Annotated in this window: 17 protein-coding genes and 1 pseudogene; 6 read left to right on the forward strand and 12 right to left on the reverse strand. The window is 59.5% G+C overall.

The features are described 5' to 3' along the window. Positions 1 to 85: 85 nt before the first annotated feature. From HJB83_RS24360 to HJB83_RS24390, 7 genes are all read right to left on the reverse strand, one after another. Positions 86 to 5,188 (reverse strand): DEAD/DEAH box helicase family protein, encoded by a 5,103-nt coding sequence (locus HJB83_RS24360; protein ID WP_221159686.1) that lies wholly within the window; start codon positions 5,186 to 5,188, stop codon positions 86 to 88. Positions 5,189 to 5,307: 119 nt separating this feature from the next. Continuing rightward, complete coding sequence (locus HJB83_RS24365) at positions 5,308 to 5,709, reverse strand: DUF3085 domain-containing protein (RefSeq protein WP_127431455.1); 402 nt, start codon at positions 5,707 to 5,709, stop codon at positions 5,308 to 5,310. A gap of 10 nt (positions 5,710 to 5,719) precedes the next feature. Beyond that, positions 5,720 to 6,325 carry a DUF1419 domain-containing protein gene (locus HJB83_RS24370; protein WP_127431454.1) on the reverse strand — a complete coding sequence of 202 codons (606 nt, stop codon included), beginning with the start codon at positions 6,323 to 6,325 and terminating at the stop codon, positions 5,720 to 5,722. Between the two features lie 64 nt (positions 6,326 to 6,389). Next, positions 6,390 to 7,415: a DUF3991 and toprim domain-containing protein gene (locus tag HJB83_RS24375; protein WP_221159687.1), complete on the reverse strand. Its 1,026-nt coding sequence runs from the start codon at positions 7,413 to 7,415 to the stop codon at positions 6,390 to 6,392. Between the two features lie 698 nt (positions 7,416 to 8,113). Further along, entirely contained in the window at positions 8,114 to 8,314 is a 201-nt protein-coding gene (locus tag HJB83_RS24380; RefSeq protein ID WP_168259706.1) for a hypothetical protein, read from the reverse strand. 616 nt (positions 8,315 to 8,930) lie between these two features. After that, positions 8,931 to 9,695 (reverse strand): GntR family transcriptional regulator, encoded by a 765-nt coding sequence (locus HJB83_RS24385; RefSeq protein WP_221140580.1) that lies wholly within the window; start codon positions 9,693 to 9,695, stop codon positions 8,931 to 8,933. Further along, positions 9,692 to 10,573 carry an N-acetylglucosamine kinase gene (locus HJB83_RS24390; RefSeq protein ID WP_168259708.1) on the reverse strand — a complete coding sequence of 294 codons (882 nt, stop codon included), beginning with the start codon at positions 10,571 to 10,573 and terminating at the stop codon, positions 9,692 to 9,694. The genes HJB83_RS24385 and HJB83_RS24390 overlap by 4 nt, the downstream gene beginning before the upstream one ends. A gap of 513 nt (positions 10,574 to 11,086) precedes the next feature. Between HJB83_RS24390 and HJB83_RS24395 the strand changes: the two genes are divergently transcribed. From HJB83_RS24395 to HJB83_RS24405, 3 genes and pseudogenes are all read left to right on the forward strand, one after another. Further along, entirely contained in the window at positions 11,087 to 11,809 is a 723-nt protein-coding gene (locus tag HJB83_RS24395; protein WP_131702452.1) for a Crp/Fnr family transcriptional regulator, read from the forward strand. A 143-nt stretch (positions 11,810 to 11,952) separates the two neighbouring features. Then, positions 11,953 to 13,164 (forward strand): NADP-dependent isocitrate dehydrogenase, encoded by a 1,212-nt coding sequence (locus tag HJB83_RS24400; RefSeq protein WP_127431448.1) that lies wholly within the window; start codon positions 11,953 to 11,955, stop codon positions 13,162 to 13,164. Positions 13,165 to 13,225: 61 nt separating this feature from the next. After that, positions 13,226 to 13,931 (forward strand): annotated as a pseudogene (locus tag HJB83_RS24405) (IS5/IS1182 family transposase); the annotation flags it as partial. Between the two features lie 85 nt (positions 13,932 to 14,016). On the opposite strand, the gene HJB83_RS24410 reads toward HJB83_RS24405, so the two are convergent. From HJB83_RS24410 to HJB83_RS24425, 4 genes are read right to left on the reverse strand one after another with little or no spacing between them, the layout of a single operon-like run. After that, positions 14,017 to 14,982, reverse strand: a complete 966-nt coding sequence (locus HJB83_RS24410; RefSeq protein ID WP_127431447.1) for a sugar phosphate isomerase/epimerase — start codon at positions 14,980 to 14,982, stop codon at positions 14,017 to 14,019. A 17-nt stretch (positions 14,983 to 14,999) separates the two neighbouring features. Continuing rightward, positions 15,000 to 16,709: an iron ABC transporter permease gene (locus tag HJB83_RS24415; RefSeq protein ID WP_168260003.1), complete on the reverse strand. Its 1,710-nt coding sequence runs from the start codon at positions 16,707 to 16,709 to the stop codon at positions 15,000 to 15,002. Further along, positions 16,706 to 17,710: an ABC transporter ATP-binding protein gene (locus HJB83_RS24420; protein WP_168260004.1), complete on the reverse strand. Its 1,005-nt coding sequence runs from the start codon at positions 17,708 to 17,710 to the stop codon at positions 16,706 to 16,708. Before HJB83_RS24420 ends, HJB83_RS24415 begins: the two co-directional genes overlap by 4 nt. Before the next feature lie 50 nt (positions 17,711 to 17,760). After that, positions 17,761 to 18,744, reverse strand: a complete 984-nt coding sequence (locus tag HJB83_RS24425; RefSeq protein ID WP_259671404.1) for an extracellular solute-binding protein — start codon at positions 18,742 to 18,744, stop codon at positions 17,761 to 17,763. Between the two features lie 161 nt (positions 18,745 to 18,905). On the opposite strand from HJB83_RS24425, the gene HJB83_RS24430 reads away from it, so the two are divergent. Continuing rightward, on the forward strand, positions 18,906 to 20,063 hold the full coding sequence (locus tag HJB83_RS24430; RefSeq protein WP_168260006.1) for an ROK family transcriptional regulator: 1,158 nt from the start codon (positions 18,906 to 18,908) through the stop codon (positions 20,061 to 20,063). A 119-nt stretch (positions 20,064 to 20,182) separates the two neighbouring features. Here the strand turns inward: HJB83_RS24430 and HJB83_RS24435 are convergent, their stop codons facing one another. Further along, entirely contained in the window at positions 20,183 to 21,442 is a 1,260-nt protein-coding gene (locus HJB83_RS24435; RefSeq protein ID WP_221140585.1) for an ROK family transcriptional regulator, read from the reverse strand. 287 nt (positions 21,443 to 21,729) lie between these two features. Between HJB83_RS24435 and HJB83_RS24440 the strand changes: the two genes are divergently transcribed. After that, complete coding sequence (locus HJB83_RS24440) at positions 21,730 to 23,184, forward strand: ABC transporter substrate-binding protein (protein WP_221140586.1); 1,455 nt, start codon at positions 21,730 to 21,732, stop codon at positions 23,182 to 23,184. Positions 23,185 to 23,255: 71 nt separating this feature from the next. Continuing rightward, positions 23,256 to 24,185 (forward strand): carbohydrate ABC transporter permease, encoded by a 930-nt coding sequence (locus HJB83_RS24445; RefSeq protein ID WP_221140587.1) that lies wholly within the window; start codon positions 23,256 to 23,258, stop codon positions 24,183 to 24,185. Position 24,186 lies beyond the last annotated feature (1 nt).

The following is a 24,186-nucleotide window of genomic DNA, read 5'->3' on the forward strand; positions in this document are numbered from 1 at the left end:
CTGTGTGCACTATGATCATTTTTTGATCAGATGGAAAACATTTATTGTGCAATGCACCTATGCGCATGCGGCACTGCTTCCAAGATCAGGCTGATTGCCTGGCAGAGGTACCTGCCTCGCGCGCCTCGGCTGCGAGTTCCGCCTCAACGTCCCGGAGCTGGCGACGCTTTTCGCCCAGTTCCCCGGCAAACGCGAATTCGCCACCGTCACGGGTTTGGTATGACGCAAGACGTCTGCGCGCCTCCTCCAGCCGCTGGCGATAGCGTTCCCGCTCCCCGTCGAAGTCGTCGAGCGCGTGCTCAAGGCGGGAGACCGCGCCGAGCGGCGTCACCGTGACAGCGAGATCGATCTCGTAATCCGCGCCCGTGCGCTGAAGCAGGGTCGTGTAGCGATAGCCGTCAGACCTGCCGAACCGCTCGCCATCATAGACGAGATCGAAGCCACCAATGGAGGCGATGACGATCTCACCCTCCTGTTGAAGCTGGACGAGGGTAAGGATTTCCTTCATCAGCGCGCGGCCGGCTTCCTTTCGCTCATCGTATGAAACGCCCGTGACGGTCATCGTGAAGGCATCTCCCGCAGTCGGAACCAGCCGTCGGATATCCCTGCCGATCTCGTCGATACGCCGGGTCGATACCTCGATGTCGCGTTCGGCGTCCCGGACTTGCCGACGCACCGCGAACAGATCATCATCATGGGCGGCGCGTAACCGCTCGAGACGAGCGATATCGGCTTCGAGACCAGCCTTCTGCATCAGGCGCTCGTCGCCCGAGGCAATCGCCTTTGCCATGGCGAACTGGTTGGCCTGGCCTTCGCCGAGATCGTCCAGCCTGCGGATCGATGTATCGCCCGAAAGAGCGGCAGCGATGAAGCGGGCCTTGCGCTCGTTGTTCTGCCACATCGCAGCATCGAGTGACCCTTGCGTAGCATAGGCGAAGATATCGACGACATCGTGCTGATTGCCTTGGCGGACGATTCGACCCTCGCGCTGCTCGATCTGTGACGGCAGCCACGGCACATCGAGGTGATGCAGCGCCTTCAATCTGAGCTGGGCGTTAACGCCGGTGCCCATCATTTCCGAGGAGCCGATCAGGAAGCGAACCTTGCCCGATCGGACGTCACCGAACAGTCGCTGCTTTGCCTCGGTCTTCTTGAAGTCTTGAATACAGGCGATTTCCGATAGCGGGACACCGAGACGGACCAGTTCGTCGCGAATCCAGCGATAGGCGCTGAAGCCGCGCGTCTTCTCGACATTGATGGTGCCGAGATCGGAGAAGATCATCTGCGCGGCGCCCGGCAGTTCATAGGGCTTGCCGTCCGGGCGATGATAGGTGTTTTCGCCCGTTTCCTTCCAGATGTGAAAAGCGTTCTCGATGAGCAGATTGAGCTTGTTGTCCGGCTCGTCGTCGTTTGCCGGAATGACCAGCCGCGGGTCGATCGCCGCGTGGCGGCCGTCGGTGATGACGGATAACAGTATGTCGTCGCCGGGCTGGGCCGGGCCCTCGCGCATCTCGATCGCCTTGATGCGGCTGTCGAGGATCTGCTGATAAAGTTTGAAGGCCGGCGTCGGCCTGGCCGTGAGAATCTGCCGCCGGCCGGTCGAGAGTGCGGGGACCTTCACATATTGTTTCAGGTCCTCCGGCATCACCACGTCGGCGAAGGAGCGGAACATGGCGATCAGCTCGGGCACGTTGACGAAGCTCGCAAACCGGCTGACCGGCTTGTATTTACCGGACGGCTGGATTTCGAGTTCGGTCGTCGTGTCGCCGAAGGTCGAGGCCCAGGCGTCGAATTCGTGAAGCCCGCGTTCGCGGAGCGCCTCGTGGCCGAGCAGGCGCTGGATCGAGAACATCTCACCGAGCGTGTTGGTGATTGGCGTGCCGGAGGCCAGCACGAGCGCGCGGCCGGGATTTTTGGTCTCGATATAGCGGGATTTGACATAGAGGTCCCAGGCCCGCTGCGATCCGTTCGGGTCGATGCCTTTCAGCGTCGACATATTGGTCGCAAAAGAGAGTTTGCGGAATTCCTGCGCCTCGTCAACGATGATCTGATCAACGCCGATTTCCGAGATCGTGAGAAGGTCGTCCTTGCGCGTTGAGAGCGCTTCCAACCGCTCTTGCAAACCTTCCTTCAGGCGCTCGAGCCGCTTTCGCGACACCCGATTCTCGCTGTCCACCTTCGTGAGCAGATCCTCGTAGAGCTCGAGCTCGTCCTGGATCATCTGGCTCTCGAAAGCCGACGGCACGGCGATGAACCTGAAGGCAGAATGGGTAATGATGATTGCATCCCAGGCTGCCGTGGCGGCGCGCGACAGGAAACGTGCTCGTTTGTCCTTGGTGAAGTTTGTCTCGTCGGCGACGAGGATGCGGGCATTCGGATAGAGGGCGAGGAACTCGCGCGCTGCCTGTGCCAGGCAATGGCCAGGCACGACCAGCATCGCCTTGGCGATCAGGCCGAGACGGCGCTGCTCCATGATTGCGGCGGCCATCGTCATCGTCTTGCCGGCGCCGACGGCGTGAGCGAGGTAGGTCGAGCCGGAGGAGATTATCCTCCAGATACCACGCTTCTGGTGCCCATACAGAACAAAGGCGCCGGAGGCGCCGGGCAGTTTCAGATGCGAGCCGTCGAACTTCCGCGGCGCGATATCGTTGAACCGGTCATTGTAGGCTCGCGCCACCCGGTCGGTGCGGTCGGGGTCAGTCCAGACCCAGTTCTGAAAAGCTTCCTTGATCTTTTGTAGCTTGTCGCGGGCTGCTTCGGTATCGACGACGTTCAGAACGCGGCGTTCACCCCCAACATCCCTATACACGTCGAAGATCTGTGGAACCCGGCTGTTCAGCGCATCGGCCAGCAGTTCGCCGGCGTGACGGCGCGCCGTGCCCCATTCGGAGGTTCCCACGGCACTATATCCAAGCTGCCGTGCCTCGACGGTCCATGACCCGAGCTCCGGCATATGGTGGATCCTGATGTCCACATCCATCGTTTCCTTGACGAAGGCGACGACATCGGCAGCCGGAATCCAAGGTGCGCCGAGACGTGCGGTGATATCCGACGGCCGGAGGTCGGCAGGCTGGACGTCCTGCAGCGCTCGGACATTGCGCTCGTATATTGGATCGAGTGCAGCCGCCGCTTCGGCGACGGTGAGCTTCGTGCGGACCGGGCCTGAGAGATAGGCGTCAGAGGTCTGCCAGGAGCCATCGGCGGGATCGCGGAAGATGGCGTCACCGAGTTCGTCGATGACAGCGTTGGGGTCGCGATGCAGCAACTCGGCAATATGCTCGGGATCAACGCGGCCGCGTTCGTTGAGGACGACAGCCAGCGCATCGGCCGCACTGGTGATGACGGGTGGTGCCGGAGGCGAAATGACCCGCTCGGAGAAGATCGGACCGGGCTTTGCCGTGTCTGTTTCGAGGTCGTAGTCCTCGATCGAGGCCACCAGCCAGCAATCCGGGTCGTCCAGGAACGGCTGGAGATTGGACCGGCGATGGGTTTCACGGACTTCACCGCTTTCCTCATCCTCCGAGATCGAGACCGTTGTGTGGTTGATTGGCCCGAAGTCGCGCACGAAACTCGACCAGGCAATACGCAGCCGAACCTGCAGATCTCGCCACGGCTGGTCGCGTTCCTGCGCTTTGAGAACCTCGCGCACTGCGTCGCGGATCGGAATCAGCTTCTTGATGATCCGGACATGCTTTCCAGAAACGCCGTCGCCGGTGCGGCCCTTCCGAACCTGGATCGAGACGGGAGCGCCGTCGATCATTTGCATCAGGCCGTGGCGGTTATCGATGAAGAAGCTGCCCTCGCGGACCTTGTCGTTGCCGGAGCGGAGATCGACGATCTCGCCCAGCTCTTCTTCCAGATCGATGTCGATCTGCGACGGCTCGCCGTCATACCGATTCTCAGGCAGAAGAGCGATCACGGCCTTCAGTGCCGTTTCCAGGTCTTCACCGGCGCGTGGCCGGCACGTATAGGTCTCGCCGAACGGGCCAGACGTTAGGGCGTGCTCGCCGAGCACGAGATCCGGGTGCTCTGCGAACCAGCGGTTCACGCAGATTGCACCGTCGTCGGATGTGGCCGGGCGCACCTCCTCCAGATCGAGCCACGACAGATCGCCCTCCGGCTCGGCGATCCGGCGCTTGCGGAAGAACAGGATGTCCACCACTACGTCCGTGCCGGCATCTGCCTGGAAGCTGCCCTCGGGCAGGCGGACAGCGGCGATCAGATCGGCGGATCTGACGATATGCTCGCGGGCCGTCGCGTCCGCCTTGTCCATCGTGCCGGCGCTGGTCACGAACGCCGCGAGTGCACCAGGCTTCAAGAGATCGATCGACCGGGCGATGAAGTAGTCGTGCAGTTGGAGACCGAGCGGACGGTACTGCCGATCCGAGCGAACCGTTCGATCGGAGAAGGGCGGGTTGCCGATGGCGAGATCATAGATCGCATTGAGATCGGTGCGCGCAAAGTCGGCGTTGATGACGCGCGCCTTCGGCTGAAGCAGCCGGGCGATCCGTGCCGTGACCGGATCGAGTTCGATTCCGGTGACTCGAGCGTTATCCCTGAACGCGGTTGGCATCAGCGCCGGAAACAGGCCCGTGCCGATCCCCGGCTCCAGCACCCGGCCTCCACGCCAGCCGAGACGCTGAAGTCCCGCCCAGATCGCGCGGACGATGTATTCCGGCGTGAAGTGTGCATACTGAGTGCAGCGGGCGAGCGAGGCGTAGTCGGTCTCGGTGACGGCACTTTCGAGCGAACCGCCGAGATCGTCCCAGCCCTTGCGGAATGCAGTTTCGCCGGGCCGGCGAAAAATCCCATTCGCAAGATCCGAGGCGCCAAAACCGGTGAAGCGGATCAGCTTCGCCTGTTCGTCACGGGTGGCGGGTCGATCCTGTTTTTCGATTTCGGTGGCAGTCAGGATGGCCGCAAGATTTGCCTTCGCCCGCTCCTTCCAGGTCGCGGCCAAGCCGCGGTCGTCGCCGTCGTTGAGATAGAAGTTGGTTCGCTCGCCGTGTCTCCGCGTCGCCGGCCGCTTCGTAGCTGGCAGAGGCAATGCCGGCGTGGGGGAGGGCGGCGGTGGATCGGGATCGTCGTCATTGGCGGCGAAACCGCCAAACGCGGTGACACCCAGGCCGAAGCCGGACGACAATGCGCTGCTGCCTGATATATCGAGGGTGAAGGGATCGTGGGACATGAAAGCTCCTTTTCGAGGATGTGCGCCATCGCCCACGGGACAGGTCCCGTGGCTGCGAAGGCGGATGAAAATGAGTTGTGGGAATTGGACCTGGTTCGTCCGGCGGCAGCGATCGCGAGCTACGAGCGCGTGATTACGGAGAGCTGCGTTGTTTCCGTCGCAAACTCCGCCCGCAGATACGTGGCTTCCGGGTTTGTGGAAAGCATGGCTTCCAGGCTCTCAGCGTCGATGAAGACGATGCCGTCGTCTCCCCCGAAATACCGGCGCTTGTAGTGCCAATGGTCCGGATTGGTCTTCGGATCGCACTCGTCGGCATAGACCGCGAGTGCCCTTTGACCCTCTGCCAATTTTCCGTTGGAAAGCACATAGACGCCTTCATCGCCGACGATCCACAGGCCGTGCCGTTCGTCGTTGTCCGGGAGAAGTCCATAGTGAGGATTGCGGAAACCGCCATTGGCTGCCGCGTCGGTGCGTCCGCGCGCGATCACCGCACGGACATCGACCGCGCTAAAAGTGAACATGGCGTCCTCCTCACGCGGCGATCGGGGAGGGAAGGTGGCGAAGATGCACCGGCAGCTTCACAGCGATCTCCCCGTCGGTGAGTTCCTCGAGTAGCTTCAGGAAAGTGCCCTCGTTGCCGCCATAGAGCACGACGGTGCGCTTGCCGCGAGCGGACTGCGGCCACTTGTCTCCGGCATAGCCGCGGTAATCGTCGGCAGTCGTGCTCCAGATATGCTCGAGCCGCTCTTGCCGCGTCATGGCCCGGACCGGACGGCTTTCGCGCTCGATGATGGCGACGCGCATCGTTTCGACGGATGCCTTGTCGGAAAGATCGCAATAGCCATGGAAATACCGGATCGCCTCGTCGATCCTGAGCGCGAAGAACACTGATGTCACCGAGCCTGTCATGTATTCGCGCATCGCAAACATGGACCCTCGGATCCACAATGGCGGTAGGATCTCGAACATGTAATCATGCTCGGTCTCGCCGATCTCGAACCATTCGTCTGCGTAGAATGGCGCGGCATCACCATCCCAACGGTTTGGGCGCTGCGCGTGGCGATCGAACATGCGGAACATCTGCTGGCGGCTTGCGACGCCCTGAAAAACCTTGGCGATTGCGGGAGAGGGGATCATCTGCGGCTCCTTGCGCGTTTTCGGACCGAAGTGCGGCGCCGTCCTCTCGACCTCGCCATCCTCTTCAATCCTTCATGACCCCTTCCGAGCTGCCGGCATCGCGACCGGCCGGGTCAAGGGCCGGCTCCGCCGGGCGAAGCCTCCCTTGATGCGGGCGGTGCGAATGCGGCACGCCTCTTTCCTTTTCCCGTTTTTCCTTTTTCCCAATCTTCAGGGTCTCGTTCCAGTCCTCCTCGGGCGGGCGCAGCCGCGTCCAGTCGCACCCGGTATCCTCGGCGAGCGCCCGTAATCGCTCGGCAAACAGATCGCCTTGTGCATTGGCGTCCGTTGCGGCGACGAGTTGGGCGCCGGGCCGGAAGGTCAGTTCCCACAGCGCGGCTTGCGTGGCCGGCGACCATCCGCCGCCGGTGCTCAGATAGAGCGTGCCGTCGCGCAAACCCTCGATCGCCGCGAGACTCATGGCGTCAATCGCAGCTTCGGTGACGGCCAGGCGCCACGCAGTAGGCGGCCCGAGACGGAAAAGAACCTTGTTCCCTCCAGAGGCGAACCCTCGGTATTGCGGACCTCGCGCCTCCCAGCCAGTCACAACGCCGACACCGTCCGTATGAGCTGCCCACATGCTCCCGTATGGCCCTTCCCGCAGAAGGTCGCCTTTGATCGCCACGCGGAGCAACGGCACCGGCAGGCAACGATCGCCATGGAGATAATGCCATGTCGGTGATCCGTGCCATGGGCGCCGGCGCGCCTGCCAGCGCTCGGGAAGAGAGAGGTTGTATCCTCCTTCACGCCTCGCGGGCTGCCACTCCGGATCTGTGATCCTGACACCGACGAGATCCGCGACCCTTTCGGCGCCTTCGAGAAAACCGACATGGTCGAGATGCTCGACAAGCCCGAATACGTCGCCTTTCGCATCGCTGAGCGGATCGAACCATCCGCGCCCCTCATGCGTGACGATGATGATTTCACCGTCACGGCGAAACTTGATCGCCCGCCGGGTGCTTTCCTTGATGTCGATGGCGAAGCTCGCCCTTTCGAGAACGGCCGCGCAACTGACCCGTTCGCGCAGCGCTTCTATGTCTGTTCTCTTCATTTTATTTCCGATCGCCCGGCGATCGGCCCTCGTTGCCTTCTTTGCCCGTCGTTTCGCGGGCACCCTTCGGCCAGCCGCGAAGAGCAAAGGCGGCAAGGGCGCGGCTGACAAGTGTCGGATCATGCTATGCTCGACCGCGGCGAAGCCTCCCTTGCGGCTTGCAGTTCGCAAGCGGCACGCCAGAGGCAGGGGCAGGTTCAATGAGCCGGCCAGGGAAAGAATTCGTGAACGATCGCAAGATCGTTGTCGGGGTCGATTCCGTCAGAGGGTAGAACGCCGTACTCGCCATCGGCTTCGACGCGGGAGAGCTGGAAGGCGTTGGACCGTGCGAAGGAAAGATCGCGCGACTTTAAGGAGGTTCAATGGGAGCTGGCCAATTCCCGCTCAATGGCTCCTCAAAGGCAGGGGACGGACGCGATCAGCCCGACGCGGAGCGGCAGCGGCCACAACTTCCTAGCGGACCTTCAGCGGGTTGACGGTAGAATCCGGAGCTCGGCCAGGATCTATCACAAACACGCGGATCGGCCTGCTTTCGTGCCACCTCTCAGCGGCGTGCCGCACCGACCTCAGGAGCCAGTGTCTCCGTACTTTCAAAACCGATGGCGCGATCTTGCTGCGGGCTGACGTTGCCAAGACGACGCATTTAAAAGCAGCATGCAAAGCAAGGTGAAAGCGTCCGGCGCCAGCGACCGTGGCGATCAATCTGACCGCGTGATCTTCATTTTCTCGAGCGCCTGTTCCACTGAGTCGGCGTTGAGTGAAATAACCGCACGCTCCACGCACGCCTCAATTTCAGCGGTATCCTTTCCCTCGATCAACGCGATATCAGTCACCGCCCAGCCTCTAGATATCCAATGGAGGCAGGTTCGTTCAAGCGGCGAGAGTATCGCAATCTTCATGGCGTGCTGGTTCCACTCAGCCAAAGCCAGCAGGTTTCCGAGCGGAAAGCATCGACCATGAGATTGGAGAACCTGTGCAAATTTGATCCAAGATCACCATGATCGCTTGTCTCGAAACCCTTTGGCCTACCTGTCCAGCTCGACTTCAACTCAAACTTAGGGTCAACACCAAGAGATCTGCGTCGTCTTCAGGCACAAGCCGACCTTTGTGCTCAGCATGCTCATGGCGTTGGTGGGTCCCGCAAGCGGGAAGCGTATTTGTCAGAGCAAATCCAAGCGGCGACGGCGCGCGTGGCTGCCTTGGGAAGGCGGCCCGCGACCAAGTTGGGCTCGAGACCGTAGTTTGATGCGAGTGACAGCCGAATCGAAGCGACTGCAATTTCGCGCTTAGCTCGATTGAATATTTCAGGGATATGGCGGCGTGGTCGGACAAGCCTCGAGCGACTGTGACGACGAATTCGGAGTCCAGGGCGCGCAAACCGCATCGAAGGCAGCCAAGTCATTCGCTAAGCGACCGAGCAATCTGGCCGCAGCTTCTGAACTTCGTCGATCTCTCGGCGCATGTTCGTTTGCATGGTGGCGTGCATGATAGAATCCTGTCTTGTAAGAAGAGGGGTCAGTTTTCGAGAAAGGTGAGCTCGCTGACGAAACCTTCGGCATTGCCTCGGAAAAGAGAGCGGGTGAATAAGATCGCGCGGCCCGAAGCAAGATAGGCAACGCGTTTTGTCAAAAGCCCAGCCGTTCCGACCGCGACGCCAAGCGTTGTGGCGTCCGGATCTTCGATGTTAAGTGCGAAAGTGCGTTGGATCGCACGAACGGGTCTAAAGTTTGCGTCCGCGAGTGTGTTGCAGATGGAACAGGTAACGGTACGAGCGTCGGGCAGGAACTCGGAGGAAATGCATATGCGTTCAATCGCAATCGGCTGGCCCGCCGAGCTCCGCAAATGGGTGATGCGCACGACGCGACTGTCGCTTGACAGGCCGAGTGTCATCATCTCCTCTGGTGCGGGATGGGACGTGCTGCGCTCGATGCACTCGACTTTCTTGCCCGATCCAAGCCAGGAAATGCCACCTGTCAAAAGATACGCGCGTGACGGAGGCTGATCTGCGCGGACCACCGATCCGGCTACGAAGGTTCCTGAGCCGCGCCGGCGAACCAGAAATCCGTCTTGCACGAGATGGTCGATTGCTTTGCGGACCGTTACACGGCTAACGCGGACATGTTCAGCGAGGTCTCGTTCGGGATAAAGAACGTCGCCCACTTTGAGTTTACCCGACAGGATCGCCTTTTCAAGCGCCAGGCGAAGCCTTTGATAGAGCGGACCGGCGCCGTTGATGTCTGTGCCCCATCCTGGAAGCATAGCCGCAAGCGTGTCGCTCATTCGATCGCTTTCAGATGCCCGAAGCGCGACACAGCCAGGGCCACGGCCCCGCTCAGTGCATCGCCTTCGGGCGTTACCAGTAGACTTTGATGCCGTGCAGCGATCCAGGACGAATACAGCGGCCCCAATCCCCCGAGCAGGCAAATCTTCTGCGTTCCTCGAGCGACTAGACGATCAAGTGCTTCGTCAACTGAAACAGCGGCTTCTTGCAACAGGCGCGCGGCGACAGCATCGCCCTGTTTCATGTGCTCGAATACGCGCGGCGCATAGCGGCCGAAGGCGCCGGGCTTTGCATGCCGCGCAAACTCGACGATATTGCGCGGGTCATTTTTGAATTCCGCAAGGACGGAGGCGGTCATCGCGGACATGTCGTGGATGCCGTCATATGCGAGCAGCGTTTCTTGCAAAAGCGCATGTCCAATACGAGCACCGCTGCCGAGGTCGCCCACAGTAAAGCCCCATCCGCCGACGTAGGTCACCGTTTCGCAGTGGCGGGAAATGTAGATCGTGCCTGTTCCTAAAATGGCGACGGCTCCGTCTTTATCACCAAGCGCGCCTTGTAGCGCGATCAGCCCGTCTGACTCGATGTCCGCCTGGGCGAAGGGTAGCCTGTTTTTCACGTAGTGAACGGCCTCGCCGACATTATTGCCTGCGACCCCAAGTACTGCACGCGCCAAGGCGATGCTACGCGCATTGATGCCAGCTGCGTAGAAAGCCGCGCGGGTCGCACTGGCAATGTTGTCGACGGCCGTATCCGGATCGGAGAGAATGTTAGCTGGCCCGGCTTGAGCCCGCGCAAGGATACTCCCGTTCGCACCGGCGACTGCAGCTCGGCAGCTGGTGCCACCGCCGTCGATTCCGATTAGGTAGACAGTCATCCGCCCATTCCTTCAGGATGTCATCTGACACAACGTCGATCGCGTTCAGGCCGCACCAGCCGCGCGCACCGCCTTAGTACGTTCGTCGCACAAACATACTGGGCCGTCAATTCGAAATCGGCTAGGGAGAGTATGGGCGACCCAGCTGAAGCACCCGTAATGCCTTTCGACCTGAACCCTTTCCCCGTCGCGAGTAACCGTCATACAATTTGGGATATGCTCGTGCGCAAACACGTCGGCAGCTTCGTCGCCCAGGGTTGGAAGATCTTTGCTTCGTCGTTCAAGTTTGAAGGATTCTGCGGGTCGGCCTCGTGTCGAGGCAGGCGCTTCCAAAAACAGCATGGCACGGAAACTTTGATCTGGATCAACTCGCGGTCCCGGCGAAATTGGTAATCATCAAGCCGCGCCGGAGGAAATCGGGATAGCCGAACCCGCAATCGCGACGTAAGCGTCTGAGTATGCCCAGCATGCGCAGCCACATCCGGCACACGCGGATTTTGAAGGGATCAGGACATGGACGTTGCACGCAGTAAGGGTTCCGACGCCGGCACTCCCGTCGCTTGCGCTTCCTGCCAGGCGCGGCACGGCGTCGTCTGCGGCGTACTGTCGAGCGGTCAGTTAAAGGACCTCGGCCGCCACTCGCTGCGCCGCAAGGTCGATGCCGGCAGCGAGATCATCGCTCAAGGGTCGGAAAGCTCTTTCTATTCGAACATAATGCGCGGGGTGGTGAAACTCTGTAAGGTGATGCCGGACGGGCGCCAGCAGATCGTCGACCTGCAATTCGCCCCCGATTTCGTCGGCAGGCCCTTCGTGCGCGAAAGTACGCTGTCGGCTGAGGCTGCGACCGATGTCGAAATCTGCGTCTTCCCCCGCGACCTGCTCGACCGCATGATATCGGAGACGCCGGAACTGCGGCGCAGCCTGCACGATCAGGCGCTGAAGGAGCTGGACGCCGCGCGCGAATGGATGCTGACGCTCGGCCGGCGCACCGCCGAGGAGAAGGTCGCAAGCCTGCTCCACCTCATCGCCACCCACGCCGAACCGCAGACCGCCACGACCACCGCCTTCGACCTGCCGCTTTCCCGCGCCGAGATCGCCGATTTTCTCGGTCTGACCATTGAAACCGTCAGCCGCCAGATAACCAGGCTGCGCAAGAGCGGCGTCATTCGCATCGAGAAGTTTCGACATATCATCGTCCCCAACATGGATGAGCTGGAGCGGATGATCAGCGCATAGAACGGGATCAGCTGCCGAATTCGGGATCAGCGCGTGATTACGACGCGGTTGTTGGCGGGGCCAGCCTGTGGCGCCAGCAGCGCTCCTCATCACATCACCCACCCGGGACCCCGTCCCCATTCAAGCTCGAACGAGGCAGATACATGAACAAGATCAAGGTCGCCAATCCCGTCGCCGATCTCGACGGCGATGAAATGACGCGCATCATCTGGCAGCTCATCAAGGATAAGCTGATCCATCCGTATCTTGACCTCGACATCGACTATTTCGACCTCTCGGTCGAAAACCGCGACGCCACCAACGACCAGGTCACTGTCGACGCCGCCAACGCCATCAAGAAATACGGCGTCGGCATCAAGTGCGCGACGATCACGCCGGATGAAGCCCGCGTCAAGGAATTCAACCTCAAGGAAATGTGGAAGAGCCCGAACGGCACGATCCGCAACATCCTCGGCGGCGTCATCTTCCGCGAGCCGATCATCTGCAAGAACGTGCCGCGCCTCGTTCCCGGCTGGACCAAGCCGATCGTCGTCGGCCGCCACGCCTTCGGCGACCAGTACCGCGCCACCGATTTCAAGTTCCCCGGCAAGGGCAAGCTGACGATCAAGTTCGTCGGCGAAGACGGCACCGTCATCGAGAAGGAAGTCTTCAACGCACCGGGCGCCGGCGTTGCCATGGCGATGTACAACCTCGATGAATCGATCCGCGAATTTGCCCGCGCCTCGATGATGTATGGCCTGATGCGCAAGTGGCCGGTCTACCTGTCGACCAAGAACACCATCCTCAAGGCCTATGACGGCCGCTTCAAGGACATCTTCGAGGAAGTCTACGAGACCGAATTCAAGGATCAGTTCAAGGAAGCAAACATCACCTACGAACACCGTCTGATCGACGACATGGTCGCCTCGGCGCTCAAGTGGTCTGGCGGCTACGTCTGGGCCTGCAAGAACTATGACGGCGACGTCCAGTCCGATACCGTTGCCCAGGGCTTCGGCTCGCTCGGCCTGATGACCTCGGTTTTGCTCACGCCCGACGGCAAGACGGTCGAAGCCGAAGCCGCGCACGGCACGGTCACCCGCCACTACCGTCAGCATCAGAAGGGCCAGGAAACCTCGACGAACTCGATCGCCTCTATCTTCGCCTGGACGCGCGGCCTGGCGCATCGCGCCAAGCTCGACGACAATGCCGAGCTTGCCCGCTTCGCCGCAACGCTCGAAAAGGTCTGCGTCGACACCGTCGAATCCGGTTTCATGACCAAGGACCTGGCGCGGCTGATCGGCCCCGACCAGCCGTGGCTCTCGACCACCGCATTCCTCGACAAGATCGACCAGAACCTGCAGAAGGCCATGGCGTAAGCCGGTCTTTCCAAGATAACATCGAAGCGGCGGGGATTTCCCCGCCGCCAGATTGCTGCGAGTGTTCGACGCCCCGACGCTCAGCCCAGAACCGCCGCGGTTACAACGACAAATCGGTTGCCCGGGACATCTTCGATTACATCGTCGAACAGGCGATCGGCCACGGGCTGGTCGGCACGGTGGCGTTACACGGATTCGACCCATCTGAAGGCCAATGCCAACAAGGGCGAATACGATCTTGCAATGGTCGAGAAGTCGCGCGCCGACTACTTGGCCGATCTGGATGCGGCGATCGAGGCCGAACGCAAGCTGCACGGCCAGAAGCCCTTGAAGGACAAGGAACGCCGGCCGGAGGTGACGACGACTAAGGTTACGCGCAGCGTTCAGACAGCGGCTATATGGTGCGCGACGGCAGGCCGAAGGGCTTCTTCTCTCTCGATCATCGCACGATGGACGGCAAGCTCGCCATCATCACCGATACTTATGTCACGCCAGCCAATGTCCACGACTCGATCGTCTATCTCTCAAGGCTCGACCGGCAGCAGACCCGTTTCGGCTTCGATGTCGGCGCGGACGGGCTGGATGCCGGCTATGCTACGCCGGGCATCGCCAAGGGCCTGGAAGACCGGCAGATCCTTGGCGTCACAGGCTATCGCAATCCCACTCCGCCCAAGCCCGTCATGATGCGCAAGTCGACGTTCGTCTTCGAACCCGAGACCGATGGCTATCGCTGCCCCGAAGGCCATTTGCTGACCCATTCGACGACACCGACGAAGCCGACAGATTCTTTGGTCTAAACTGTCCATCCATCTGGACCGCGGAACGGTTCAAACGTCAACGCTGCTACCTCTGTCACGACGTAGTGAAGAATTGTCGAGGGCAGGCGCATTCGCCATCACTGCTTTTCCTCTCGCGCGCCTCGGCTACCATCTCCTCAAGCCTAACAGCAACACCGTGAGCGCGGCGATAATAGGCGGATTCTGGTATCCCATACCGGTCAATTGGCGTCTCGAAGTTGAGCGGAGTCTGATAAGGAGTTGAGGCGATCGCCGAGGCGATCGTGTGCCAATCTAATCGTCCGTCGAATGGCAAGAGATGGTCATCCACTGCTCCGAAATTGTCGTGAATGTGAGTAGCAATGACGCGATCCGCGAAACGCTCAAGGACGCTGAGCTTGCCTGGCTCGATCAGTTCCCAGTGGCCACAATCGAAGCAGACGCCGATGAACTCCTTGCCGTATCGAGCGAACAGCCGATCATAGAGGTTGAGGAAATTCTGGGCGTTGGCGCAGAGGAGAGTTTCCGCGGCAATCTGGACGCCCTTTTCGACGCAGTAAGGCCTGATTTCGTCGAGAGACTGGAAAAGGGGGTCGAAGAACGCTCGTTCGGCGGCTTCGCTGCCGAAGACGTTGTCGTTGATATCGATGTGCAGAACGATATTGGGGGACTGGAACGCGGCCGCCAGGTCGACACGGTTACGCAACAGCTCGACTCCGCTGCGGCGCTGCCATTCATGCGGCGACAGGAAGTCCTTGCGCGTCTCCATCGCGAAAGGGCCAGGGTTTTTGTAGCCGATCTCGGTGATAGGATTGCGGCCATTGCTGGCATGAACCGAGTGCACTTTCAGCCCAGCATCGGCCACGATCCTGCTTGTAAACTCGATCTCGGCGTCGGCCAGCCAGTACGAACTGCCGGAGTCGGGATTCCAGTTGATGTGTGTGAAGCCAGCTTCCTTAATGAGGGTGAGCGAGTTGCGAATGCCTTCGTCGTACCAACGCTCCTGGTGCGGCCAATGCCAGACGGTGATGCAGGTATCCAATGGATCAGTCTCCTGTTCTACAATGTTGTGGTTTCTGGACCTTTGCCAAGGCCGATCCGCTCGGCCAACAGAATGATCGCCATTGAAAACACCATGATCAGATTGACGTAGACGAGGTTGAGGGCCGCCTGCTCAGGATCGACAGACAGCGAGCTGTCTACGATTGCAATCGGCAGCGGCTTGTTATTGACGTTGTATAGAAAGGCCGACAAGGGGTATTCCGACAGGAGATCGTTGAAGGCCATCCCGGCGACGAGGATTACAGTCGGCGCCACTATCGGCAGAATGATGCGGCGATAGCGATAAAGACCGGTGGCGCCCATCGAGCGGGCGGCCTCGTTATAGGCCGGATCAATTCCTACGAAGGCGGCCCTCAGGAACCTCACCATCAGCGGCAAGGCGACGATGGCGTAGCCAATCGGCAGGAGCCAGTAGCCGCCGAGGAGGACTGCGTTTCCAACGAGCGGGTTTGGCGAGTCAAAGGTGACGATCAGCCCGACAGCGAGCAGAATACTAGGAACTACCCATGGCAGGAAGAAAGTGATGTCCAGAAGGCGCGTCAGCCAACTGCGGCGGCCAAGAATAACCGGGACGGCAAACAGTGTAACGCCGAGCGCCGCCGATACCGCGACAAGGCTCATCACTATGGAGTTGAAAAACGGAAGAAAGGCGCTGCCTTCGGTGAAGACGCGGGTATAGTTCTTCAGTGTCAGGCTGGATGGGATCACTTCGATGCCGATGCTCGCGGCAGGGGCGAAGGAGAAGAGTACGACAAGCGCGATCGGCACCGTATAGATAGCCACGAGAAGATAGGCAAACAAATGTAGCACTGCATTGCCGATGGGGCTGCAAATTTTGCGTAGCTGGATGGGCGCAGTCGCTTTCGCGCCGCCGACATAGGAGCCGCGCGCTTCGAAATATTGAGACAGCAGTATAAGCGCCATGAGACATAGTCCCATCATAAGCGCGAGTAAGGCGGCCATGTCGGGACGGCGCAGGCTGTTCAAGGTCAGCACCATCTGGCTCAGCATGTGGAAATCGCGACCGCCCAGCACCTGAGGGGCGGCGAAAGAGCTGATTGCGGTGTAAAGGGTGAGAAGGGTGACGGCGAGGAACGTCGGCATGATCGCGGGCAGTACCACACGCCACAGGATCGTATATTCCGAGGCACCCATACTGCGCGCAGCTTCGATTGTTGCGTAGTCGACGCGGCGCATCGCAGCGCGCAGAAAAAGATAGTAAAAGTTGGTCATCAGAAAGGTATGCGTGAAGAGCACGCCAAACCAGCCGATGAACCAGGCTTGCGGGAGGCTGGAGACGGCGGCCTTCACCAGATGTGTCACCGCACCGCTGGGACCATAGGTGAAGTTGTAGCCCGCCGCCGCAACGACACCGCCGAAGACCAGGGGCGTTGCATAGGCGATTTTCAAGAGTGCGCGACCGCGTACGTGAAAATATTCAAGGACGACGACCTGGAACATCCCCACAATGGTCACCGTAACCATGGTCGCTGACGTCATCCAAAGCGTGTTCCAAAGGGCAGCGCGCACTCTTCGTGATCTTGAAAGTTCGCTTGCGATCTGGCCGACCACCAGGCTGCCGTCCTTGAAAAAGGCCGCATGAAGTGACGCGACTAGCGGCAGGATCAGGAAGGTGATGACGATCCAGATCAGGGCCGCCACTCCGATCCAATAGACTACGCGCTCGACGGGCGCCGCGCGGTTCATCTGCCCGCTTCCTCGAAGATATGCGCCGAGCCCGGCCGGACCGTCCAGGACACGGTCTCACCGATTTCAGGTAACTCGTGCCCCATCCTGGCGGCCGAAATTAAGTGTCCGCCGGCATCCAGGTCGATGCGGCTGTGGGCGCCAAGAAATTCCACATGGCGGACGGTCGCCGGCAACCCGGCTTCTACCGCTTTCCCGACGAACACATCTTCGTGGCGGACAAAGATGCGCCCCCGAACGTCGCGGCCCAGAATTTGCGCGACAACCGGTGCGAGCAGTTCGTTGGCGGTGCCGATAAACTCGCAGATGAACGGCGTCGCGGGCTTTCGATAAAGAGTACGTCCGTCACCGATCTGTTCAACGCCACCGTTCGCCAGCACGACGATCGTGTCGGACATGGTGAGTGCATCTTCCTGATCATGCGTGACAAAGACCGCCGTGAAGCCAAATTCCTGCTGGAGCCTCTTGATCTCGCGGCGCATCGTCACTCGCACCTTGGCGTCGAGATTGGACAATGGTTCGTCGAACAAAAGCACCTTGGAGCCCGCGACGAGCGCGCGCGCAATCGCGACCCGCTGTTGTTGCCCACCTGACATGGTCGCGGGCTTCTTGTGCAGTTGCTCCGTAATCCCGGATGTTTCGGCGATCTGGGTGACACGCTTGACAATCTCGCCCTGCGGGATCTTCGCCACACGCAAAGCAAAGGCGATATTCTCGAAAGCCGTCATCGTTGGAAACAGCGCATAGTTCTGGAATACCATGCCGACTTTGCGCCGCTCCGGAGGCTCGATGGTAATATCTTTTCCTTCAAGAATAATCCGACCGCTCATGACCGGATGAAAGCCAGCCAGGGTCCTTAGGACGCTGGATTTGCCGCTGCCGGAAGCCCCGAGCAGAGCAACGAACTCGCCTTCTTGAATCTCAAGCGAGAGGTCGCTGATGACAACCTTGTCGCCATAGCCAATATGCAGTTTATCGATGATGAGGATCGGGGTCGGCATAAACATACTCCTGAGAAGCCTGGCGATCTGCGTCGCCCGGCCCTACATCCTCACCGGATTTCTAGCTCGATCTTCTGCAACCAGCCGTCCAGTTTGGGCGCGACGGCATCCCAATCGATCGGCTGCGCCTTGACTAGTTTCGCATTCGCCTGCACCTCTGGCGGTGATTTGGCCAACGCCGCCGGCAGCACCGGAACCTGACCGAATTTCTTGGCGTAGCCGGCCATGACATCGGCAGAGCCGAACCAGTCGACGAATGCCTTTGCCTGCTCCAGCTGATCGGTTCCCGCCATGATCGCCACGCCTTCAGAGATGACGGGCGTGCCACCTTCCGGGTCAATGACCTTGACTTGCATGCCGAGCTCCTTGGCGTCCTTGATTACGCCGCCGAACCAGTTCAGATTGATGATCGCACCGCCCGATTTGAAGGCTTCCTTGCGCGCATCGGCGTCATCGACAACGATCGCGTTCGCATAGAATGCGCCAAGAAAATCCCATCCAGCCTGAGTGACTTCGCCCTTGTCGTCGAGGAACCGGGCCAAGATGCCGGCAAGATAGACCCTTGTCGTCTGCCAGGCGGTGTTGCCGATGACGTATTTGCCTTTGTATTCGCCCCTTGTCAGGTCCAGCCAGCTTTTCGGCGCCCGCTCAGCGGCAAGCTTGTCAGACTCATAGGCGATGACGACCGGTGTGCTCCAGAATTTGTAGACAATGCCTTCCTTGTCCTTGTAGTGCGCAGGCAGGTCCGCCGCCCAGGCTGGTGTGTATGGCTGGAACAGGCCATTCTTTTTGAGCAGAGCCATAGACGCGTCGACCATGCCAAGTACGACGTCGGCCTGGGGGTTGTTCTTCTCGGCGACCAGCCGATCAAAAAGTTCTCCTCCGGGTGCGCGCAGAAACTGCACGTCGTGACCGGCGGCTTTAGCCTGGTCGATTATCCATTGAACGTTCTCTTCCCCCTGAGGTGAATAAACGACGAGACTCTTTGCCAAGGTCGGAGAGGCGATCGCGATCAGCACGGCGGCGAGGCTCAACAATCGTTTGATCTGGTGCATGGTGTTCTCCCATTTCATTTTGGCGGTCATTCCGATTTGGCTTTCTTAAAGGATCCTCATGACAGATTAATTACATTGCGTAATTTAATATATATTGCAATAGCTGTTTGGCTGCTGACAATTTGACACTCTTGGAACCAATGGACCTTTCACGGAACGAACGACGACTGGTCGAACTGATTTTCGTAGGCAAGCAGATTGCGCGGGTCGACCTGGCGGAACGGTCCGGCATGACAGGTGCTTCTGTCACTCGGCTGATAAGTCGCTTAATTGAGATCGGACTTCTGATCGAGGTGGTCGAGCGGACCGGCGCCCAAGGCCAGCCTCGGCGCTTGCTGAGCTTGCGGGCTGACCGATATCTTTCCGCGGGAATAACATTCTCGGTCTCCCGAATGGAGGTAGCAATTGCTGATCTAGCGGGTAAGATTCTTACCTCCCGATCTGTAGACATCGAGACCAGCACAGCTTTGTCTGTGGCAGAGGCGGCGCAGGCTGCTATCGCAGCGATGCTGACCGATCTTGGCACGCCTAAAGATCGCCTTCTCGGGGTCGGCTGCTCGGTGCCCGGCAATTTCGGCACGATGTCGCACATCCTCAAGGCCCACAGCTTCTTCCCGGCTTTCGATGATGGTGAGGCGGACCAAGCTTTTAAAGCGACTTTCGAAGCGCCCTATTACATCGAGAATGATGGAACAGCTGCATCGCTCGGAGAGTATGTGTTCGGCGGACGCATCCCGCAGCCTGATCCGATGTTCTTCATTCACATCGGACACGGTGTCGGGGGAGGGGCGGTTATCGACGGGCGGCCGTACCGCGGTGTCAATGGAAACGCCTGCCTGCCCGGAGTTCTCTACCCGTACGACCAGCCGCGCCCATCCGGCCAAGATCTTTTTGCCACCCTCAACAGTGCCGGCTTCGCCATCCACGACTTCATCGACCTCGATCGGTTGCCAGATAGCGCCGAAGCGGCGTTAGAAATCTGGATTGAACGCGCCGGAAAGCAGCTCAGCGAGACGGTGCGTGTAGCTACGGCGATGTTCGACCCCGCGCTGATTGTCCTTGGGGGACGGCTGCCAGAACTAGTGACAGACAGGCTGGTACGCGCAATTTCCAGTCAGCCAATCCTTGGCCCGTCGCGCGGCTTGGAGGCTGCCGCAGTTGAGGCCTCTCGACTTGGCCCTCGCGCCGGCGCGATCGGGGCGGCCTGCATTCCGTTCTTTGCCTCTCTCTTTTCCGCCGCCGTCGCAGACGATGGCAGTCCTTACCTTAACGGTCGCAAGCCCAAATCCCGACCTTAGAAAATTCGATAGCGCGCCTGAGTCTCTTTAAGAAGCCTACCGGACAGGCCTTGCCCGGCGCGAATCGACACAACAGGTCCGCAAGCCCCTTCGTTGCATATCGGTGTCGCTACAAAGCCTCAAATGACCAGCTTGAGGTGGCTGGATAAAACCAGACCGGCGGCGCCGCGCAGAGCCGTATGGCCTTCGCCGATACCATTCACCGTGATCGATATCTCCTGACCAGGTCTCTTCACCACTAGCTGCTCTACATGCTGCCTGATCAGCTCTGCTGCCTTCATTCCGCCTCCGGCGACGTCTCCATGAAGGACGTAGGAGTTGAGGGAGAGTGTTTGCTGCAGATTGACGATGCCGAAAGCCACGTTCCGTGTGTAACGGACGAGAAGCTCCTCTGCCGCATTCGAGCCTTCGTCTGCTTCCTTGACAAGCCTGGCACAGGTGATGCTCTTGGGATGCGGCAAGCCCATTCGGGCGGCTTCCTTTCGTAACCACGGAAGAGCAGCGATCGTCTCCCAGCAGCCGTGCTTTCCGCAGTTGCAAGGGGCACCATCGATCTGCACCACGGTGTGCCCGAGCTCGCCGCCGGATCCGGCGAGTCCACGATAGACCTTGCCGTCGATGAAGAAGGCGCCGCCGAGAACCTCGCCAGTATAGACTGCTGCGAAATTTTGTTGACCGCGACCGGGTCCGAACCATCTGTCCCCAACAAGCAAGGCACGGGGGTGGTGATCGATGGCAACCCGAAGAGAGAAGCGTTCTTGTAGTATTGCTACGAGGGGAAGTCCCGTTAGAACGGGAGCAAGATTGACGGTGAGAATGGTTCCATTGTCACTGTCGATCATTCCAGCAGAGGCCACGCCAATGCCAAACGGCGCCTGCTGGGCCTGAGACAGTGTGGCAGTAAGCGTCTCCGTCATGACCGCGATGAATGCTTCTGTGTCGCCATGCGTATCAAATTCAACTTTCGCAACGGCCTTGATCTCACCGGTTAACGCCACGAGGCATGTTTGTATCGTGCCGGGCAGAAGGAGGACTGCGCCAAGCATCGGTGCATCGGGGTTAAAATAAAGCGGACGAGCCGGCTTGCCGCCTTTGACGTCGGAAGGCGACGCATCTCCCTCAATAAGAAGCTGGTCTTCGATCATCGGCTGCACAATACCGGTTATCGTGGTCCGGTTGACACCTGCAAGTCGAGCGAGATCTGCCCGGCTTTTGGGTCCGTTGTCATATAAGGCTTGAAGGACGCGACCGCGGTTTATCGCTCCAAGCGCCGATTGGGAGACAAGTGTCACGTTACCGCCGTTCTCGCCGACGGCGACTTCTCTGCTGGCAGGGGTGCGCTGGCCCAACGAATAGGACGGCTGGCTCTCAAACTTCAATTCTCTTCTCCAATCTACCGGATCCTTTTAGCCCGTACATTATCGAACGGCCATACAACATAAGGCCCTTTCCGGTGATGCAAGCAGGACCTCGATGACAACCGCAGTACCGCGCCGGAATTTTCGCCGCGACAACTTCTTGACACTAACATAAGTTTGTGCGAGGTACAAACTAACTGCTTACAAAAAGCACATTAGGGGTAACAATCTCAGTATCGACAAGCGGAAGCCCAGGGGCTGCGCTGAAGGGCCGGGGTTGGGATACGAAGCAACTGAGGAGGCTGTTTATGACAATCGATATCGGAAATATGTCGCGACGTGACCTGCTGAAAAGCGCTTCCGTCGCAGCTCTTGTGGCTGGCGCGGGATCATTGGCCATTCCACGGAGGGGTGCCGCGCAGGATGCGAACACCGTGCGCGTCCTGTCCGTTGAAGACCCATTTTTTTTCTCAATGAAGGCGCTGGTGCCAGAATACGAGAAGGAAACCGGCATCAAAGTCGAACTGGAGAGTCTCTCCTATGACGCCCTTCAATCGCGCCTCGTGTCTGCCTTTGTCGCCAAGACCTCCGACGCCGATGTCATCGTCGTCGACCAGATGTGGCTCGGGCAATATCTCGACAACGGCTGGATCATCTCGCTGAACGATTTTATTGCCAAGGACAGCGAATTCGACCTATCCGACTTCATCCCCGAGGTCCTTTACTCCTCGAATATGTGGCGCGGCCAAGTTGGCACACTGCCGGTTGCCGCCTATGCGCAGGGGGTCATGTATCGCAAGGACGTCTTTGACGAACTCGGCATTACAGCGCCGCCGACCGAGACATCGGAAGACTGGACCTGGACGAAATACATCGACACACTGAAGTCGATGGAAGGCAAATCATTCGCCGGTAAGCCGCTCTTTCCAACCGTCGTTTGCGGTTCCCAGCCGTCGCCGATCGTCCACATGTTTACGCAGGTGTCGGCAAGCCACGGCGCGAATTGGTTCAAATCTTTCCCGGCCGCTCCGTGGGATTTCTCCCCGCAACTGACGAGCCCCGCCTGGATCAAGTCTGTCGAAGTCTATAGGCAGCTCTACAAGTTGTCTCCGCCTGAAGCGATCAACTATGTTTGGTTCGATGCCGGCACCCGTTTCGCCAAGGGCGATATCGGCATGTTCTACTGGTGGACCCCGTACTTCTATCTAATCAAGAACTCGGGCTACATGACCGGCAAAAAGTCGGACATCATGGATAAGTACGTAACGGCGGCCTTGCCGAAGGCCGAGGGCGTGCCTCAGACGGTTAGTCTCGGCGGCTGGAGCCTTGGCATTCCATCGAGTTCCGAAAGGCAAGAAGCAGGCTACGCCTTTATCAAATGGGCGACCTCGAAAGCCACGCAGAAGAAAATGGCCCTTTGGCCGGACCTCAACTACCAGTTCTCCGACTTTGCGCGCATTTCGCTCTATCAAGATGAGGAAGTCAAGGCGATCTATCCTTACCTCGATGTGCAGTATGCGATGATGAAGCAGGGCAACGGCAAGATCACACGCCCGCCTGTCCCTGGTTACACAGCCATCGAAAGCGTGTTGGGTCTCACATTGAACCAGCTTCTGACCGGTAGCGAAGAGCCGAAGACCGGCCTCGAGCGCGCCAACAGCCTGTTCGAGAGCATCCTGAAGGGCAATCTCATGATCCCTTATCAGAAGGATAGCTACACAGATACTCTTGATGGGGCCAAAGCCCTGATCGCCAAGAACTAATTAGAGTTCTCCTCGGGCCGGCGCGAGAGCGATCGCGCCGGCAGCCAAGTGAAGAAGAACTGGATCTGGCAATGCACACGACTACTGTTTGCTCTCCGCGAGCCCTCGGGCCCGCCCGGAAGAGCTTTATCCGACGAAACCTGCCCTACTTGCTGATTGCGCCTTCGGTGGTGATGCTGCTCGCTCTGATCGCCTACCCCTTGCTGTTTGCCCTAAGATCGAGCTTCTATTTCTGGAACCTGCAAATCGGCCCGGAGCCGCTCCAGTTCATTGGGTTCGAGAATTATGTGCAGGCCTTCAACGCTTTCGACTTTCGCGCCGCGCTCACCAATACCCTGATCCTGTCGATCCTTGGCACGGCACTTGAGTTCACGCTTGGCCTGGCGATCGCGCTCATTCTGCTCAAGGCACTGCCTGGCATGAACATCGTGCGGGCCTTGCTGATCCTGCCAACAACGATCGCGCCCATCGTCGTCGGCTTTTTGTTCCGCTACCTCTATGATCCCGGCGGTGGCCTGTTGAGTTGGGTGTTGCAGTCGCTCTGGCTCCCCGTTCCCGCAGAAGGAATTCTTGGCTCGCCATCGACAGCACTCGCGGCGATCCTCTTCGTCGACATCTGGCAGTGGACACCGTTCTTTGCAATCGTTCTCTATGCGAGCCTTTTGGCCGTGCCGGACGAGATTTTGGAGGCCGCACGCCTGGATCGCGCGTCTGCATGGACGATCCTGATGCGGATCAAGCTACCGCTGATCAAACGCACCGCAATCATTATCGTCATGCTGCGCTTCATGCAGATCTTCAACACCTTCGACACGGTGCTTGTGCTCACGCGCGGCGGACCGGGCACGTCTACACGCACCCTTGGATACTCACTCTACGAACAGGGCCTTGTGAACTTCAACATCGGACTGGTCAGTGCCATGACCTGGATCACCGTGCTGATCGTCAACGTCATCGTTGCACTGTACGTCTTCTTCGCGTTCCGAAACGAGGAGTGGTAAA

Origin of the sequence: Rhizobium sp. NZLR11, from assembly GCF_019685115.1 — a bacterium.
In the GTDB taxonomy this organism is placed as follows: domain Bacteria; phylum Pseudomonadota; class Alphaproteobacteria; order Rhizobiales; family Rhizobiaceae; genus Rhizobium.

Bases quoted from the DNA above. Each gene is read 5' to 3' on its own strand.
- HJB83_RS24420 (WP_168260004.1), bottom strand. From the start codon at position 17,710: ATGCCGACCCCGATCCTCATCATCGATAAACTGCATATTGGCTATGGC.
- HJB83_RS24365 (WP_127431455.1), bottom strand. From the start codon at position 5,709: ATGTTCACTTTTAGCGCGGTCGATGTCCGTGCGGTGATCGCGCGCGGA.
- HJB83_RS24440 (WP_221140586.1), top strand. From the start codon at position 21,730: ATGACAATCGATATCGGAAATATGTCGCGACGTGACCTGCTGAAAAGC.
- HJB83_RS24385 (WP_221140580.1), bottom strand. From the start codon at position 9,695: ATGAGCGACACGCTTGCGGCTATGCTTCCAGGATGGGGCACAGACATC.
- HJB83_RS24375 (WP_221159687.1), bottom strand. From the start codon at position 7,415: ATGAAGAGAACAGACATAGAAGCGCTGCGCGAACGGGTCAGTTGCGCG.
- HJB83_RS24360 (WP_221159686.1), bottom strand. From the start codon at position 5,188: ATGTCCCACGATCCCTTCACCCTCGATATATCAGGCAGCAGCGCATTG.
- HJB83_RS24370 (WP_127431454.1), bottom strand. From the start codon at position 6,325: ATGATCCCCTCTCCCGCAATCGCCAAGGTTTTTCAGGGCGTCGCAAGC.
- HJB83_RS24415 (WP_168260003.1), bottom strand. From the start codon at position 16,709: ATGAACCGCGCGGCGCCCGTCGAGCGCGTAGTCTATTGGATCGGAGTG.
- HJB83_RS24380 (WP_168259706.1), bottom strand. From the start codon at position 8,314: ATGAAGATTGCGATACTCTCGCCGCTTGAACGAACCTGCCTCCATTGG.
- HJB83_RS24400 (WP_127431448.1), top strand. From the start codon at position 11,953: ATGAACAAGATCAAGGTCGCCAATCCCGTCGCCGATCTCGACGGCGAT.
- HJB83_RS24390 (WP_168259708.1), bottom strand. From the start codon at position 10,573: ATGACTGTCTACCTAATCGGAATCGACGGCGGTGGCACCAGCTGCCGA.
- HJB83_RS24430 (WP_168260006.1), top strand. From the start codon at position 18,906: ATGGACCTTTCACGGAACGAACGACGACTGGTCGAACTGATTTTCGTA.
- HJB83_RS24395 (WP_131702452.1), top strand. From the start codon at position 11,087: ATGGACGTTGCACGCAGTAAGGGTTCCGACGCCGGCACTCCCGTCGCT.
- HJB83_RS24445 (WP_221140587.1), top strand. From the start codon at position 23,256: ATGCACACGACTACTGTTTGCTCTCCGCGAGCCCTCGGGCCCGCCCGG.